Below are 13,087 nucleotides of genomic sequence, written 5' to 3' on the forward strand. Positions count from 1 at the left end.
TCGTGCCCCAAACCCCGTCCTCCACAGCCGGCCCCCGGACAACGCGGAACGGCCCCGCCCTGCCGAAGCAGGAGCGGGGCCGTTCTCGAGAGTGCAGCGAATTACTTCGCGGCGACCACCTGGAGGGTGATCACGGCGGTGACGTCGTCACGCAGGCGAACGGTCGCCTCGTGCTCGCCGACCGACTTGATCGAGGAGGTGATCTGGATCTTGCGCTTGTCGAGCTCACCGAGACCGGCAGCCTTGACGGCATCGGCGACGTCGGCGGGCTTGACCGAACCGAACAGGCGTCCCTCGTTGCCGGCCTTGACCGACAGCTTGACGGTGTTCGACTCGAGCGAGTTCTTCAGGGCCACGGCGTCTTCGTGCGCGTGGATCGCGCGGGACTCGCGAGCGGCGCGGATCGACGCGACCTGCTTCTCGCCACCGCGGCTCCAGGCCACGGCGAAGCCCTGCGGGATGAGGTAGTTGCGGGCGTACCCGTTCTTGACCTCGACAACATCACCGGCGCTACCGAGCCCGGTGACCTCATTCGTGAGAATCAGCTTTGCCATCGGGTGCTCCTTAGCGGCCGGCGCCGGCGTAGGGCAGGAGAGCCATCTCGCGCGCGTTCTTGATGGCGCGGGCGATCAGGCGCTGCTCCTGCACGGAGACACCGGTGATACGACGGGCGCGGATCTTGCCGCGCTCCGAGATGAACTTGCGGAGGGTTGCGACGTCCTTGTAATCGATGACGCCGACGCGGATCGCCTTCGCGGGGGCTGCGTTCTTCGCGCCCTTCCGCGGCTTGCGGCGGTCGCCAGTGGCCTTGCCAGCCATGCTTCCTTCTTTCGTGTGGTTCGGATGCCGAGGCGGTCACGCGGACCGGGATGCGGCATCCGGAATTTCAGGGGGTCGTCGTGCTCGAAAGAGCGCGGCGAAGATCAGAACGGGGTGTCGTCTCCGTAGGAACCGGGAGTGCTCCACGCGTCAGCGCCGCTGTTGCCGCCGCCGTTGTTCGAGCCGGGGGTCGACCACGGCTCGTCGTTCGACTGCTGCACCTGCGCGCGCTGGCCCCCGCCACCCCCGCCGCCACCGGCGGCACGGGTGACCTGGGCGGTCGCGTAGCGGAGCGAGGGGCCGATCTCATCGACTTCGAGTTCGATGGAGGTGCGGTTGTTGCCCTCGCGGTCCTGGTAGGAACGCTGCTTCAGGCGCCCGGTCGCGATGACACGGCTGCCCTTCGTCAGCGACCCGGCGACGTGCTCGGCGAATTCGCGCCACACCGAGGCGCGCAGGAAGAGCGCCTCGCCGTCCTTCCACTCGTTCGCCTGACGGTCGAACGTGCGGGGGGTCGACGCGATCGTGAAGTTCGCCACGGGAAGCCCGTTCTGCGTGTAGCGCAGCTCGGGGTCGGCCGTGAGGTTGCCCACGACGGTGATGACGGTTTCGCCGGCCATCGTCGTTACTTCGCAGCCTTCTCGGCGGACTCGACCTTGCGGGGAGCGGCGGCCTTGCGGGCGGCCTTCTCCTCGGAGCGCTTGGCCTCGGCGGCGACCTGGGCGATCGCTTCTTCGGCGCGCAGGACCTTGGTGCGCATGATCTGCTCGTTCAGCTTCAGCTGACGGTCGAGCTCGTTCGTGGCCTCGCTGGTCGCGACGAAGTTGACGACGGCGTAGATGCCCTCGTTCTTCTTGCGGATCTCGTAGGCGAGACGACGGCGGCCCCAGATGTCGATCTTGTCGATGGTTCCCCCATCGGCCGTGATGACCTTGAGGAATCCGTCGAGCTTCGGAGCGACCTGGCGCTCGTCGACCTCGGGATCGAAGATGACCATGAGTTCGTACTGGTGCGTCACTAACCCACCTCCTTCGGACTAGAACGGCTGACGGGCATTTCCCGGCAGCAGGAGGGTGTGTTGCACGTCACCGCGGGCTCACACGCGCATGGGCGTCGCCGGGCAACCTTCGTAGTCTATCGGATGCCGACTCACCCGGGGAATCGGAGACGGATAGCCTGGACCATCTGACGAGGGCAGGGGGCCGCATGACCGGGATCCGACCGTTCGACGCCCGCGCGCTGACGATGCCGGGCGACACGGCTGCGGCACGCGCCTTCACGGCCCGGCTGCGCACGCAAGGGCGTCTGCCCGCGGCCAACACCGCCGTGGCGATCGTCGCGTACGTGTTCGCGTTCGCCCTCGTCGGTGGCGCAGGCCTCTTCCTCGTCGTGCTGCTGGCGATCTTCCGCGCCGCGATCGGCGACGGCGTCGTCGTCCTCGGCCTGGTCTTCGCCATCCCCCTCCTCCTCGGCCTGGGGGCGCTCGTGGCCGCGCTGTTCGCCGTCCGCCATGGTCAGCGCGCGCAAGAGGATCGACGGTGGCGCATCGCCGGCTTCGCCCGCGACGTCGGCATGGAGTACGTGGCGGCGCTGCCGGAGCCCGCCCTCCCCGGAGCGATCTTCCAGATCGGCGGCGACCGCACCGCCTCCGACCTCGTCCGTTCGTCTCACCCGCGCTTCGTCGAGGTGGGCAATCACTCGTACACCGTGAGCAACGGCAAGAACACCACGACCTCGCGGTGGGGATACATCGCGATCCGTCTCGACGTCCCCCTGCCGCACATCGTCCTCGACGCGATGGGCAACGGCGTCCGGCTCGGGCTGTGGGAGCGCGGTCAGCACCTCAGCCTCGAGGGAGATTTCGACCGGTACTTCCGCTTGTACTGCCCGACCGGCTACGAGCGCGACGCGCTCTATCTCTTCACTCCCGACGTCATGGCGCGCTTCATCGACAACGCCGCCGTGCTCGAGGTCGAGATCGTGGACGACTGGCTGTTCCTGTACTCCCCCACCGAGCTCTCCACGCTCGATCCGGCGCGATGGGCGTGGGTGTTCTCGGTGGTGGCGGCCCTGCTCGACAAGTTGGAGCAGTGGGGCCGGTGGCGCGACGACCGCATGGCGGCCGGGGCCGCGGGCCCACCGCTCGCCGCGCGGACGCCTCCCGCTTCCACGGTGTGGGGTGCTCCCGACCCCGCCCCCGCGCCACCGGCCCTCCCCGCCCCGCCCGTCGGGGTCGCACCCGTGGGCCGAAGGCTGCGGCGTCGCAGCCCCTGGGTCATCGTGCTGTCGATCGTCGGCGGCACCTTCGCCCTGGGACTCCTCCTTCTGCTCGTCCCGCTGGTGTTCTTCCTCGCTCGCTGACCGTGCGACTGATCACCGCCTCACATGAGACGGCGATGAGAAAAACGCAAACCCCTTCCTTCCGCCCGACGGCGCTGGGTAGCGTCGGCGGAATGAGTCCACGAATGTCGTTCGATCCGGCGCTCATCTCCGAGACCGCCTCGAACCTCCGCTCCGCCGCGGATGGCATCCAGGCCCACCTCGCGCAGCTCGAGAGTGAAGCGTCACGTCTGCAGTCCGCGTGGAGCGGTGAAGCCATGGAGGCCTACCGCACGGCGCAGCAGAAGTGGACGGCAGGCCTGCGGGCCCTGAACGGGATCGTCGCCGACGCCTCCCGCGCGGGTCAGGCGTCGTCCGATCGGTACGCCGCTGCGCAGTCGACGGTCGAAGGGATCTGGTCGTGAGCACCGACGCTGCGGCATCCCCGGACGCCCTCTCGCTGTTCCGCGCTCAGCAGGAGCGCATCGCGGAGCTGACGCCGAAGTTCGAAGCCGCCGAAGAACGCGTGCGCGAGCTTCTCAGCCCTCTCGCCCCGCCCGCAGACGCACACGCGACGATCCGGATCGATGAGCGTGGTCTCGTCTCGGCCGTCACCCTCGAGCGCGCCGAGGGGGCCACAGCCGAGTCCGTGACGGCGGCCTTCTCCGATGCCGCCGTCGCTGCTCGACTGGGCGGCCCCCCTCTCCCCCTCGAGGCCGCCGACGCCCTGCTCACCCTGGCCGCCCGCGGCGAGACCGGACCAGTCGTCACGGTCGCCGACGACCTGCACCAGTTCCGGGTCATGGCCCAGTACGGCGCGATCCTCGGCGTCGACGGAACGCCGGCCTGGCTCACGCAGACCCCTGTCGATGTGATCGCCGACGAGGTCCTGCGGATCGGCCGCAAGGCCGCTCTCGCCTCGGACTCGTTCGACCGCTTCTCGGAAAGCGAAGGAGAATCCCGTGGTTGATGTCGATCCCGATGCCCTGCAGTCCGACGCCAACGACCACTGGCAGAAGTGGAGCCTCGAGCTGGCCGCGTGGCGGACCGACCTCGACGGCATGACGTACTCTCCCAGCGACTTCTCGCTGGCCCCGGGCTCGACCGAAGTGCTGTCGAAGTTCCGCACCTCGGTGCAGCTGCTCTCGGACTATCTGCACACCGGGGAGGAGATCTTCGAGGGCTTCGCCCGCGCGCTGCTCACCACCTCGATCGAGTACATGAAGGCCGAGGGTGACGCGCAGTCGGAGATCGACGCCGTCCAGAAGGAATTGGAGGGGCTGTGAGCTACGTCGACCTCACCCGTCAGGTCATCGCCGGACAACTCGACGATGCCGAGGCGAAAGTCCGCGGCGCCATCAGCTCCGCTCCGGCGAGCATCCGTCGTGCGGTGCAGAAATGGGTGGACGAGCAGGCGCACGGCCTCGGCGTCCTCGTTCCCGACGGCCTCGTCGACCAGGTCGCCGACATCATCATCTCCGTCGCCCTCGACGCCCTCGAGCAGTGCCTCGACACGATCGCCGTGCTCCGCGTGTGCAACGCGTACCTCGGCAGCCCCGACCGGCTGCGCAACATGGCGTCGACGATCGGCGACATCTCGGGCTCCGCCGAGAACCTGCAGATCAAGAAGGACCAGCTCGACGGCCTCATGAGCTGGGACGACGGCAAGGCCAGCAAGGTCTACGAGTACGGCATCGACGACCAGGTGCGGGCGCTGGGGGTGCTCCCGGGCAAGCTCGGCGGTGTCGCCGGCGTGCTGCGCACCCAGGCCGACGACATCGAGAGCTTCTACCTCAACCTCGCCGGACTCGTCGGGGGCACCGTCCTGGCGATCGGCGGTGTGGTCACCGCCATCCTGTCGCTGATCGGCGGGGTGCTCTCCTCCCCCACCGGGGTCGGCGCCGTCGTCGGGCTCATCGGCGCCGCGCTGTCCGCGGTCCTGGCGGTGGCCGGTGTCGGCATGGCCGGCATCTCGGCTCTCCAGCTCTTCCTGTCGGCGATGCAGGGGACGTCGAACAAGCTCGACGACCTCCTTTCGTCGATGCCCGCGTGGGACCCGCCCCGCTTCGCGATCGTCCAGTAGCCGCCCCGGGCTCCCGCGGGGGTCGGATGCCGCCCGTTAGGGTCTGACACGGGGGTGCGACATGACAGACGCCACGACGTTCGATCCGACGCCGCTGACCGCGCCGGTCGATCGCAAGGCAGCGCAGGCCTTCACGGCGCAGCTGCGTCGCGAGGGCCGGCTGAGTGGCACCGTGGTGCCGATCATCGTGTTCGCGATCGTCGGTGCGGCATTCCTCTTCATCGCCATCCCGGTCTTCGCCGCCGTCGCGTCATCCCTCTTCGACCGGGGTAGCTCCGGTCCGCTGCCGCTGCTGGTCGTCGTCTTCTTCCTCATCGCGGCCTCGTTCATCGTCGGCGCGATCGTGCGCGGTTTCGGGGGTGCGGCCGAACGGCGCTACCGACTCGATCGCTTCGCCCGCGCGAACGGGATGACGTGGCATCCGGGATTCGACGATCCCGAGCTGCCGGGCATGATCTTCGCCCTCGGTCACGACCGCGAATCCCGGGATCTGCTCCGATCCGGCGACCCTCGATTCGTCGAGGTGGGCAATTACCGGTACGAGACGGGGTCGGGAAAGAGCAAGCAGACGCACCGGTGGGGTTACGTCGCGGTGCGCCTCGACACCCCGCTTCCCCATATCGTCCTGGATGCCGTGGGCAACAACGGGCTGTTCGGCGCGTCGAACCTGCCGGTCACCTTCGGCCGCGGCCAGAGGTTGAGTCTCGAGGGCGACTTCGACCGGCATTTCGCCCTCTACTGCCCCGAGGGGTACGAGCGCGACGCCCTGTATCTCTTCACGCCCGACGTCATGGCGCGGTTCATCGACAGCGCTGCCGCCCTCGACGTCGAGATCGTCGACGACTGGCTGTTCCTCTACTCCCGCCGCGACCTGTCGACTCTCGACCCCGCGACCTGGCGGTGGCTGCTGACCACGGTCGCGGCGATCGACGAGAAGCTCGCGCAGTGGGCGCGCTGGCGCGACGAACGCCTGGTCGCCGAAAAGCCGTCCACGTCGCACGCGGTCGGCGCCGCGGCATCCGGGGCCCCGGCGCAGGCGCTGCCCCTTCTCACGCCGCCCCCTACCGGAGTCGCCCGGCAGGGCCGACGCCTGCGCCGCGGGTTCTCCTGGGTCACCGGGGTGTTCGTCGTGATCGGCGTCGGCTGGTGGTTGCTGACGGTGTTCGCCGACGTCTTCATCCGGTGAGACGGGCGGCTGCGCGCCCCACCAGGTGCCGGTGAGGCTCGCGTCGTCGCGCCTCCGTACGGGTGTGCGGCCCCGCTGAGGCTCGCTTCGTCGCGCCCATGCACGGGTGTTCGGCGCCGCGGAGGCTCGCGGCGGAGCTCCCGGCCCCGCCGGAGCCCGCGCCCGACGCGCGGACGCGGAAGGACGCGCCTCAGGCCCCCCGCGTGGTGCGCCAGAGCTCGCGGCGCGCCTCCTGCTCGACCGGGTCGGGCACGGGCAGCGACGCCAACAGCCGCTTCGTGTAGTCGTCGCGCGGCTGGGTGAGCACCTGCACTGTCGTGCCCTGCTCGCGGATGACGCCCTGGCGCAGGACGATCACGCGATCGGCCACCTCGTCGACGACGGCGAGGTCGTGACTGATGAACAGGCATGCGAAGCCGAACTCGGCCTGCAGCTGCGCGAACAGCTCCAGCACGCGCGCCTGCACCGACACGTCGAGCGCGGAGGTCGGCTCGTCGGCGATGAGCAGCTTCGGATCCAGCGCGAGGGCGCGAGCCAGCGACGCGCGCTGACGCTGACCGCCCGACAGCTCGTGCGGGTAGCGGTCGCCGAACGCCCGTGGCAGCTGCACCGCGTCGAGCAACTCGTCCACGCGCTGTCGCGCGGCCCGGGCGCCGCCGGCGCGCTTGTGCACGACGAGCGGTTCGGCGATGCACTCCGCGATGGTGAGCAGCGGGTTGAAGCTCGTCGCCGGGTCCTGGAAGACGAATCCGATGTCGGGGCGCGTCTTGGCCAGGTGCCGGGGCTTGGCCCCTCGCATCTCGGTGCCGAGCACCTTGAGCGACCCGCCGACCACTGACGTCAGCCCCACCATCGCGCGACCGATCGTGGTCTTGCCCGAACCGGACTCGCCCACGAGGCCCAGCACTTCGCCGGGGCCGATCCAGAAGTCCACGCCCTTCACGGCGACCACGCCGGCGGAACCGAAGCGTCCGGGGTAACCGATCTCGACCTTCTCGGCCACGACGAGGCTGCCCTCCGGCGGCGCGGTGGGGGCGGGCGTCTCCAGCGACTGCCGGGAGCTTTTCCCCCGGCCCACGTGCGGCACCGCGGCGAGCAGGTCGCGGGTGTATTCCTGCTGCGGGGCGGCGAACAGCTCACGGACCGGAGCCTGCTCGACGATGTCGCCGCGGTACATCACGATCACGCGGTCCGCGAGGTCGGCGACCACGCCCATGTTGTGCGTGATGAGCACGATCGTCGCCCCGAACTCGTCGCGGCACGTGCGCAGCAGGTCGAGGATCTCGGCCTGAACGGTGACGTCGAGTGCGGTGGTGGGCTCGTCGGCGATGATCAGCCCGGCATCCAGGACCAGGGCCATCGCGATCACGACGCGCTGCTTCTGGCCGCCCGAGAACTGGTGCGGATAGTCGTCGACGCGCTTCTCGGGGTCGGGGATGCCGACACGGCGCAGGATGTCGACCGCCTTGGCCTTCGCCTCGGCGTTCGAGAGCTTTTCGTGCGCCCGCAGTCCCTCGGCGATCTGCCATCCGACGGTGTACACCGGGTTCAACGCGGTGGAGGGCTCCTGGAACACCATCGCCGCGTCGCGCCCGCGCATCTCGCGCAGTTGCGCCCCGGTGGCGTGGACGATGTCGGTCTCTCCGCCGTCGCGCCCGCGCACGATCACGGCGCCCGACAGCGTCGCGGTCTCGGGAAGCAGACCGAGCAGCGTGTTCGCGGTCACGGTCTTGCCCGAGCCCGATTCGCCGACGATCGCGAGCACCTCGCCGGCGCGCGCCTCGAGCGAGATGCCATTGATGGCGGCGACGGGGGCGCCGTCGGTGGCGAAGGTGACGCGCAGGTCGTCGATGCGGGCGATGGATGCCGCGGTGCCGGTCATGAGGGGCTCCCGTCGGTGGTCGGGGCCGGGGTCCCGGCGGGGGCGGTGGTCGATGCGTCGGCCGGAGCCGCGGACGGGTCGACGGCCGTGACCGGTGCGGGTGCCCGCCCGGCGCGGCGACGCGTGCGCAGGCGCGGGTCGCTGAGGTCGTTCAGGCTCTCGCCGACGAGGGTGATGCCGAGCACGGCGAGCACGATCGCGATGCCCGGCGGGATGGCCGTCCACCAGATGCCGCTGGTGACGTCGCTGACCGAGCGGTTGAGGTCGTAGCCCCACTCGGCGGCGGCGGTGGCCTCGATGCCGAAGCCGAGGAAGCCCAGTCCCGCGAGCGTCAGCAGGGCCTCCGAGGCGTTGAGTGTGACGACGACCGGCAGCGAGCGCGTCGCGTTGCGGAGCACGTGGCGCAGCAGGATGCGCGCGGTCGGCACCCCGATGACGCGGGCCGACTCGACGAACGGCTCCGCCTTGACCCGCACCACCTCGGCACGGATGACGCGGAAGTACTGCGGCACGAACACCACGGTGATCGAGATGGCGGTGGCCAGGATGCCACCCCACAGCGTCGACTGGCCCTTCGTGATCGCGATCGACATCACGATCGCGAGCAGCAGCGACGGGAAGGCGTAGATCGCGTCGCACAGCACCACGAGGATGCGGTCGAGCCAGCCACCGAAGTAGCCGCCGACCAGGCCGAGGAAGATGCCGAGGAAGATCGAGAACGCGATCGCGCACACGATCACCAGCAGCGCCGTCTGCGCGCCCCAGATCACGCGCGAGAGCACGTCGTAGCCGCCGACGGTCGTGCCGAGGAGGTTCATGGCATCCGGCGCCTGCTGCGTGCCGAACTTCACCCCGTCCGCCTCCTGCTGCGCGAAGCCGTAGGGGGCGAGGAGGGGGGCGAAGACCGCGATGATCACGAACACCGTCGTGATGACCAGGCCCAGCACGAGCATCGTGCGCTGGAGCCCGACGCTGCGGCGCAGGTGCGAGATGACGGGCAGGCGGTCGCGCAGCGGAACCTTCCGCTCCGACAGGGCCGTGGAGGTCGTGGCATCCGTCATGTCAGTACCTCACTCGCGGGTCGATGATCGCCGCGATGACGTCGACGAGGAAGTTCGTGAAAGCGACCAGCACGGCGATCATGACGACGATGCCCTGCACGGCCACGAAGTCGCGGGCCTTCAGGTACTCGCTCAGCATGAAGCCCAGGCCCTTCCACTCGAAGGTCGTCTCGGTCAGCACGGCACCCGAGAGCAGCAGGGCGATCTGCAGGCCGATGACCGTGATGATGGGGATAAGGGCCGGACGGTACGCGTGCTTGGTGACGAGGCGGTACTCCCCCACGCCGCGGGAACGCGCCGACGTGACGTACTGCGATCCCAACGTGCCGATGACGTTGGTGCGCACCAGCCGCAGGAAGATGCCCGCGGTCAGGATGCCGAGGGCCACACCGGGAAGGATCGCGTGGGTCAGGACGTCGCCCACCGCCGCACCGTCGCCGAGACGGATCGCGTCCAGCAGATAGATGCCGCTCGGGGCATCCAGAGTGGACAGCTTCAACTCGGTGCGAGTGTTGGCGCGGCCGGCGACCGGCAGCACGCTCAGCCACACCGCGAAGACGAGCTTGAGGAGCAGACCGACGAAGAAGATGGGGGTCGCGTAGCCGAGGATCGCGCCGATGCGCAGCGTGGCATCCTGCCAGCGGTCGCGGCGGTACGCGGCGATGAGCCCGAAGGGGATACCGATGAGCAGCGCCACGACGAGCGCGTAGATGGCCAGCTCGAGGGTGGCTGAGCCGTACTGCAGCAGGATGCCGATGACCGGACGGTTGTCGGTGATCGTGGTGCCGAAATCGCCCCGCAGCACGCCCCAGATGTACTCGAAGTACTGCTGGTAGAGGGGGCGGTCGTAGCCGGCGGCGGCGATGCGTTCCGCGAGCTGCTCGGGAGGGAGGCGCCCGCCGAGAGCGGCCGTGATCGGGTCGCCGGTGACCCGCATGAGCAGGAAGACGACGGTCACAAGGATGAAGACGGTGGGGATGATCAGGACGAGTCGGACGAGGATGTAGCGCCAGAGTCCGCCGCCCTTGGGGGCGGCGGGCGCGGCGATGACGGGGGCGTCGACGGCGGTGGCCATGAGGACCTAACTGGGGGACGGAAAGCGGCGGGCACCCGGTCCGCCGAGGGACCGGGCACCCGCCGATCGATTACTTGTGCAGCGGGGCGTAGCGGAACTTGAAGGATCCGTCGAGGACGGCGCCCTCCACGCTGGAGCCCACGACCGCGACCTGCTTGCCCTGGAGCAGCGGCAGCGTCGAGAGGTCGGCGGCCACCTTGTCCTGGATCTCGCCGAGCTGCTGCTCGCGCGTGGCCTTGTCGGTCTGCGTCGCCTCCTCGACGAGCAGCTTCTGGACCTCGGCGTTGTCGTAGTGGTTGCCGAGGAAGTTGTCCGCCGAGAAGAACGGGGTCAGGTAGTTGTCGGCATCCGAGTAGTCCGGGAACCAGCCGAGCTGGTACGCGGGGTACACGTCGGCCGTACGGTCCTTGGAGTACTGCACCCACTCGGTCTGCGCGAGGTTGACGGTGAACAGACCGTCCTCCTCGAGCTGCGCCTTCACCGCGGCGTACTCGTCGCCCGACGAGGGGCCGTAGTGATCGCCGTTGTACTGCAGGTTCAGCGTGACGGGCGTCGAGACACCGGCGGTCTCGAGCGTCGCCTTCGCCTTCGCCGCGTCGGGCATGCCGCTGCCGTCGCCGTACAGACCCTTCAGGGCCTCGTTGGCTCCCGCGACACCCTGCGGCACGTACGAGTACAGCGGCGAGTAGGTGTCTTTGTAGACGTCGGTCGCGATGGCCTGACGGTCGATGAGGTCGGCCGCCGCCTGACGCACGGCGAGGGACTTGGCCGCATCGGCCTCGGGGGTGGTGGCACCGAAGGGCATCGTGTCGAAGTTGAAGACGATGTAGCGGATCTCTCCACCGGGGCCGTCGACGATCTTGACCGCGTCGTTCGACGACAGGTCGGCGATGTCGGTCGCGCTCAGGCTGCGGAACGCGACGTCGATCGCTCCGGACTGCACGTCGAGCTTGAGGTTGGAGGCGTCGGCGTAGTACTTCGCCGAGATGCCGCCGTTCTCGGGCTTCGGCAGCGAGCCCTGGTAGTCGGCGTACGGCGCGTACGAGATGAGCTCGTTCTGCTTGTACGAGTCGATCGTGTACTGACCGGCGAAGGGCTTGGCCTCGACGATGGTGTCGTCGGGGGTGACCGCATCGGCCGAGAAGACCTCTTCGTCGACGATGGGCGCTGCCGGGCTCGACAGGATCTGCGGCCAGATCTGGTCGTTGCCGTTCTTCAGGGTGAAGACGACGGTGGTGTCGTCGGGCGTCTCGACGCTGTCGAGGTTGCCGAGCAACGAGGACGGGCCGTTGGGGTCGGCGATCGTCACCTGACGGTCGAACGAGAACTTCACGTCCGACGAGGTGAGGTCGTGGCCGTTCGCGAACTTCAGGCCCGACTTCAGCTTCACGGTGTACTCGGTCGGCGAGGTGAACTCCGCCGACTCGGCGATGTCGGGCGTGACGTCCGAGGTGCCGTACTGGCTGTTGAGCAGGAAGGGGTAGACCTGGTTCATCACGGCGAACGAGCCGTTGTCGTACGAGCCGGCCGGGTCGATCGAGCTGATCTTGTCGGTCGTGCCGACCACGAGCGGGTCGCCCGAGCCGCTGTCGGAGCCGTTGTCTCCCCCGCCGGCGGAGCAGCCGGCCAGGACGATTGCCGAGGCGCCGAGAGCGCCGAGGGCGAGACCGAGACGGCCTCGACCACTGGTGTGCAGTGTCATTGCGTTACCTCTGCTGTGAAGTGTCGATCGCGACAAATGCCGCCATCCTTCGGACATCTTTGTCCTCGGCGGGCCTGTCACCAACTACTCCGAGGTTTTTTAACGTTACCGAAACTCGCGACAGAAGTCGGATTTCTTCCGGCGCGCTCTCGCACAGCCCCGAAGATCTTCGAGAGGGAGCGCTCCCGACGCAGCGTCATCGCCGTCAGTGCGCCGACCAGCCCCCGTCCATCACGTAGCTCGTCCCGGTGACCATCGCGGCATCCGGTCCCGCGAGCCAGAGGGCGAGGGAGGCGACCTCGGCCGGCTCGACGAGCCGTTTGACCGCGGCATCCTTCAGCAGGACCGTCTCGAGCACCTCGGACTCCGGGATGCCGTGCGACCGCGCCTGGTCTGCCAACTGCTTCTCCACGAGCGGCGAACGCACGTATCCGGGGTCGAGGCACACGCTCGTCACGCCGTGGGCACCGCCCTCCAGTGCGGTCGTCTTGGAAAGCCCCTCGAGGCCGTGCTTGGCGGCGACGTACGCCGACTTATATGCCGAAGCGCGTATACCGTGGACGCTCGACACGTTGAGCACTCGTCCGTATCCGCGTTCGTACATGGCGGGGAGCGCCGCGCGAATGAGCAGGAACGGCGCCTCCAGCATGAGACGCAGCATGAAGGAGAACTTCTCCGGCGCGAAGTCCTCGATGGGACTCACGTGCTGGATGCCGGCATTGTTCACGAGGATGTCGACGTCGAGCTTCAGATCGGCCAACGCCGCCGTGTCCGACAGGTCGACCCCCCAGGCGCGGCCGCCGATCTCGTCGGCGAGGGCTTGGGCCCCTTCGACGTGGAGATCGGCGACCGTCACCTCGGCGCCGGCCTCGGCGAACGCCCGCGCGATCGCCGCCCCGATGCCGCCGGCACCACCGGTGACGAGGGCGCGACGTCCGCTGAGGTCGATGGTCATGGTGC

At 69.0% G+C, this 13,087-nt stretch carries 15 protein-coding genes; 6 read left to right on the forward strand and 9 right to left on the reverse strand.

The window, feature by feature from the left end:
- Positions 1–101 precede the first annotated feature (101 nt).
- The 4 genes from rplI to rpsF all read right to left on the reverse strand — a co-directional run bounded on the left by rplI (position 102) and on the right by rpsF (position 1,837).
- On the reverse strand, positions 102–554 hold the full coding sequence (gene rplI, locus ACFZA2_RS06650; RefSeq protein ID WP_295839745.1) for a 50S ribosomal protein L9: 453 nt from the start codon (positions 552–554) through the stop codon (positions 102–104).
- 10 nt (positions 555–564) lie between these two features.
- Positions 565–819 carry a 30S ribosomal protein S18 gene (gene rpsR / locus ACFZA2_RS06655; protein ID WP_013584646.1) on the reverse strand — a complete coding sequence of 85 codons (255 nt, stop codon included), beginning with the start codon at positions 817–819 and terminating at the stop codon, positions 565–567.
- A gap of 104 nt (positions 820–923) precedes the next feature.
- Complete coding sequence (locus tag ACFZA2_RS06660; RefSeq protein ID WP_295784192.1) at positions 924–1,439, reverse strand: single-stranded DNA-binding protein; 516 nt, start codon at positions 1,437–1,439, stop codon at positions 924–926.
- 5 nt (positions 1,440–1,444) lie between these two features.
- On the reverse strand, positions 1,445–1,837 hold the full coding sequence (gene rpsF, locus ACFZA2_RS06665) for a 30S ribosomal protein S6 (protein WP_058622540.1): 393 nt from the start codon (positions 1,835–1,837) through the stop codon (positions 1,445–1,447).
- Positions 1,838–2,025: 188 nt separating this feature from the next.
- Here rpsF and ACFZA2_RS06670 point away from each other — a divergent pair, with 188 nt between their 5' ends.
- The 6 genes from ACFZA2_RS06670 (at position 2,026) to ACFZA2_RS06695 (ending at position 6,407) form a co-directional block, all read left to right on the forward strand.
- On the forward strand, positions 2,026–3,180 hold the full coding sequence (locus ACFZA2_RS06670) for a hypothetical protein (RefSeq protein WP_391402310.1): 1,155 nt from the start codon (positions 2,026–2,028) through the stop codon (positions 3,178–3,180).
- 92 nt (positions 3,181–3,272) lie between these two features.
- Positions 3,273–3,563: a WXG100 family type VII secretion target gene (locus tag ACFZA2_RS06675; RefSeq protein WP_315994166.1), complete on the forward strand. Its 291-nt coding sequence runs from the start codon at positions 3,273–3,275 to the stop codon at positions 3,561–3,563.
- The gene (locus tag ACFZA2_RS06680; protein ID WP_391402313.1) at positions 3,560–4,108 is read left to right on the forward strand and encodes a hypothetical protein; all 549 of its coding nucleotides are present in this window, start codon (positions 3,560–3,562) and stop codon (positions 4,106–4,108) included. The genes ACFZA2_RS06675 and ACFZA2_RS06680 overlap by 4 nt, the downstream gene beginning before the upstream one ends.
- The gene (locus ACFZA2_RS06685; protein ID WP_315994164.1) at positions 4,101–4,424 is read left to right on the forward strand and encodes a hypothetical protein; all 324 of its coding nucleotides are present in this window, start codon (positions 4,101–4,103) and stop codon (positions 4,422–4,424) included. Before ACFZA2_RS06680 ends, ACFZA2_RS06685 begins: the two co-directional genes overlap by 8 nt.
- Positions 4,421–5,221, forward strand: coding sequence for a hypothetical protein (locus tag ACFZA2_RS06690; RefSeq protein ID WP_391402317.1), 801 nt, complete (start codon positions 4,421–4,423; stop codon positions 5,219–5,221). The genes ACFZA2_RS06685 and ACFZA2_RS06690 overlap by 4 nt, the downstream gene beginning before the upstream one ends.
- Positions 5,222–5,282: 61 nt before the next feature.
- Positions 5,283–6,407: a hypothetical protein gene (locus ACFZA2_RS06695; RefSeq protein ID WP_391402320.1), complete on the forward strand. Its 1,125-nt coding sequence runs from the start codon at positions 5,283–5,285 to the stop codon at positions 6,405–6,407.
- Between the two features lie 190 nt (positions 6,408–6,597).
- On the opposite strand, the gene ACFZA2_RS06700 is transcribed toward ACFZA2_RS06695, so the two are convergent.
- The 5 genes from ACFZA2_RS06700 to ACFZA2_RS06720 form a co-directional block, all read right to left on the reverse strand.
- On the reverse strand, positions 6,598–8,289 hold the full coding sequence (locus ACFZA2_RS06700) for a dipeptide ABC transporter ATP-binding protein (RefSeq protein ID WP_391402323.1): 1,692 nt from the start codon (positions 8,287–8,289) through the stop codon (positions 6,598–6,600).
- Positions 8,286–9,350, reverse strand: a complete 1,065-nt coding sequence (locus ACFZA2_RS06705) for an ABC transporter permease (RefSeq protein ID WP_391402326.1) — start codon at positions 9,348–9,350, stop codon at positions 8,286–8,288. The genes ACFZA2_RS06700 and ACFZA2_RS06705 overlap by 4 nt, the downstream gene beginning before the upstream one ends.
- A 1-nt stretch (position 9,351) precedes the next feature.
- Complete coding sequence (locus ACFZA2_RS06710; RefSeq protein WP_391402329.1) at positions 9,352–10,425, reverse strand: ABC transporter permease; 1,074 nt, start codon at positions 10,423–10,425, stop codon at positions 9,352–9,354.
- 70 nt (positions 10,426–10,495) lie between these two features.
- Complete coding sequence (locus ACFZA2_RS06715; RefSeq protein ID WP_391402332.1) at positions 10,496–12,127, reverse strand: ABC transporter substrate-binding protein; 1,632 nt, start codon at positions 12,125–12,127, stop codon at positions 10,496–10,498.
- 205 nt (positions 12,128–12,332) lie between these two features.
- Positions 12,333–13,082, reverse strand: a complete 750-nt coding sequence (locus ACFZA2_RS06720; protein WP_391402335.1) for a 3-hydroxybutyrate dehydrogenase — start codon at positions 13,080–13,082, stop codon at positions 12,333–12,335.
- Positions 13,083–13,087 lie beyond the last annotated feature (5 nt).

The sequence above is a fragment of the Microbacterium sp. NPDC007973 genome (assembly GCF_042958465.1).
GTDB classification, from domain to species: domain Bacteria; phylum Actinomycetota; class Actinomycetes; order Actinomycetales; family Microbacteriaceae; genus Microbacterium; species Microbacterium galbum.

What these genes read in the sequence shown, in the direction of transcription:
- ACFZA2_RS06720 (WP_391402335.1), bottom strand. Translation starts at nt 13,082, where the DNA reads ATGACCATCGACCTCAGCGGACGTCGCGCCCTCGTCACCGGTGGTGCC.
- rpsR (WP_013584646.1), bottom strand. Translation starts at nt 819, where the DNA reads ATGGCTGGCAAGGCCACTGGCGACCGCCGCAAGCCGCGGAAGGGCGCG.
- ACFZA2_RS06675 (WP_315994166.1), top strand. Translation starts at nt 3,273, where the DNA reads ATGAGTCCACGAATGTCGTTCGATCCGGCGCTCATCTCCGAGACCGCC.
- ACFZA2_RS06715 (WP_391402332.1), bottom strand. Translation starts at nt 12,127, where the DNA reads ATGACACTGCACACCAGTGGTCGAGGCCGTCTCGGTCTCGCCCTCGGC.
- ACFZA2_RS06660 (WP_295784192.1), bottom strand. Translation starts at nt 1,439, where the DNA reads ATGGCCGGCGAAACCGTCATCACCGTCGTGGGCAACCTCACGGCCGAC.
- rplI (WP_295839745.1), bottom strand. Translation starts at nt 554, where the DNA reads ATGGCAAAGCTGATTCTCACGAATGAGGTCACCGGGCTCGGTAGCGCC.
- ACFZA2_RS06695 (WP_391402320.1), top strand. Translation starts at nt 5,283, where the DNA reads ATGACAGACGCCACGACGTTCGATCCGACGCCGCTGACCGCGCCGGTC.
- ACFZA2_RS06705 (WP_391402326.1), bottom strand. Translation starts at nt 9,350, where the DNA reads ATGACGGATGCCACGACCTCCACGGCCCTGTCGGAGCGGAAGGTTCCG.
- ACFZA2_RS06670 (WP_391402310.1), top strand. Translation starts at nt 2,026, where the DNA reads ATGACCGGGATCCGACCGTTCGACGCCCGCGCGCTGACGATGCCGGGC.
- ACFZA2_RS06700 (WP_391402323.1), bottom strand. Translation starts at nt 8,289, where the DNA reads ATGACCGGCACCGCGGCATCCATCGCCCGCATCGACGACCTGCGCGTC.
- ACFZA2_RS06710 (WP_391402329.1), bottom strand. Translation starts at nt 10,425, where the DNA reads ATGGCCACCGCCGTCGACGCCCCCGTCATCGCCGCGCCCGCCGCCCCC.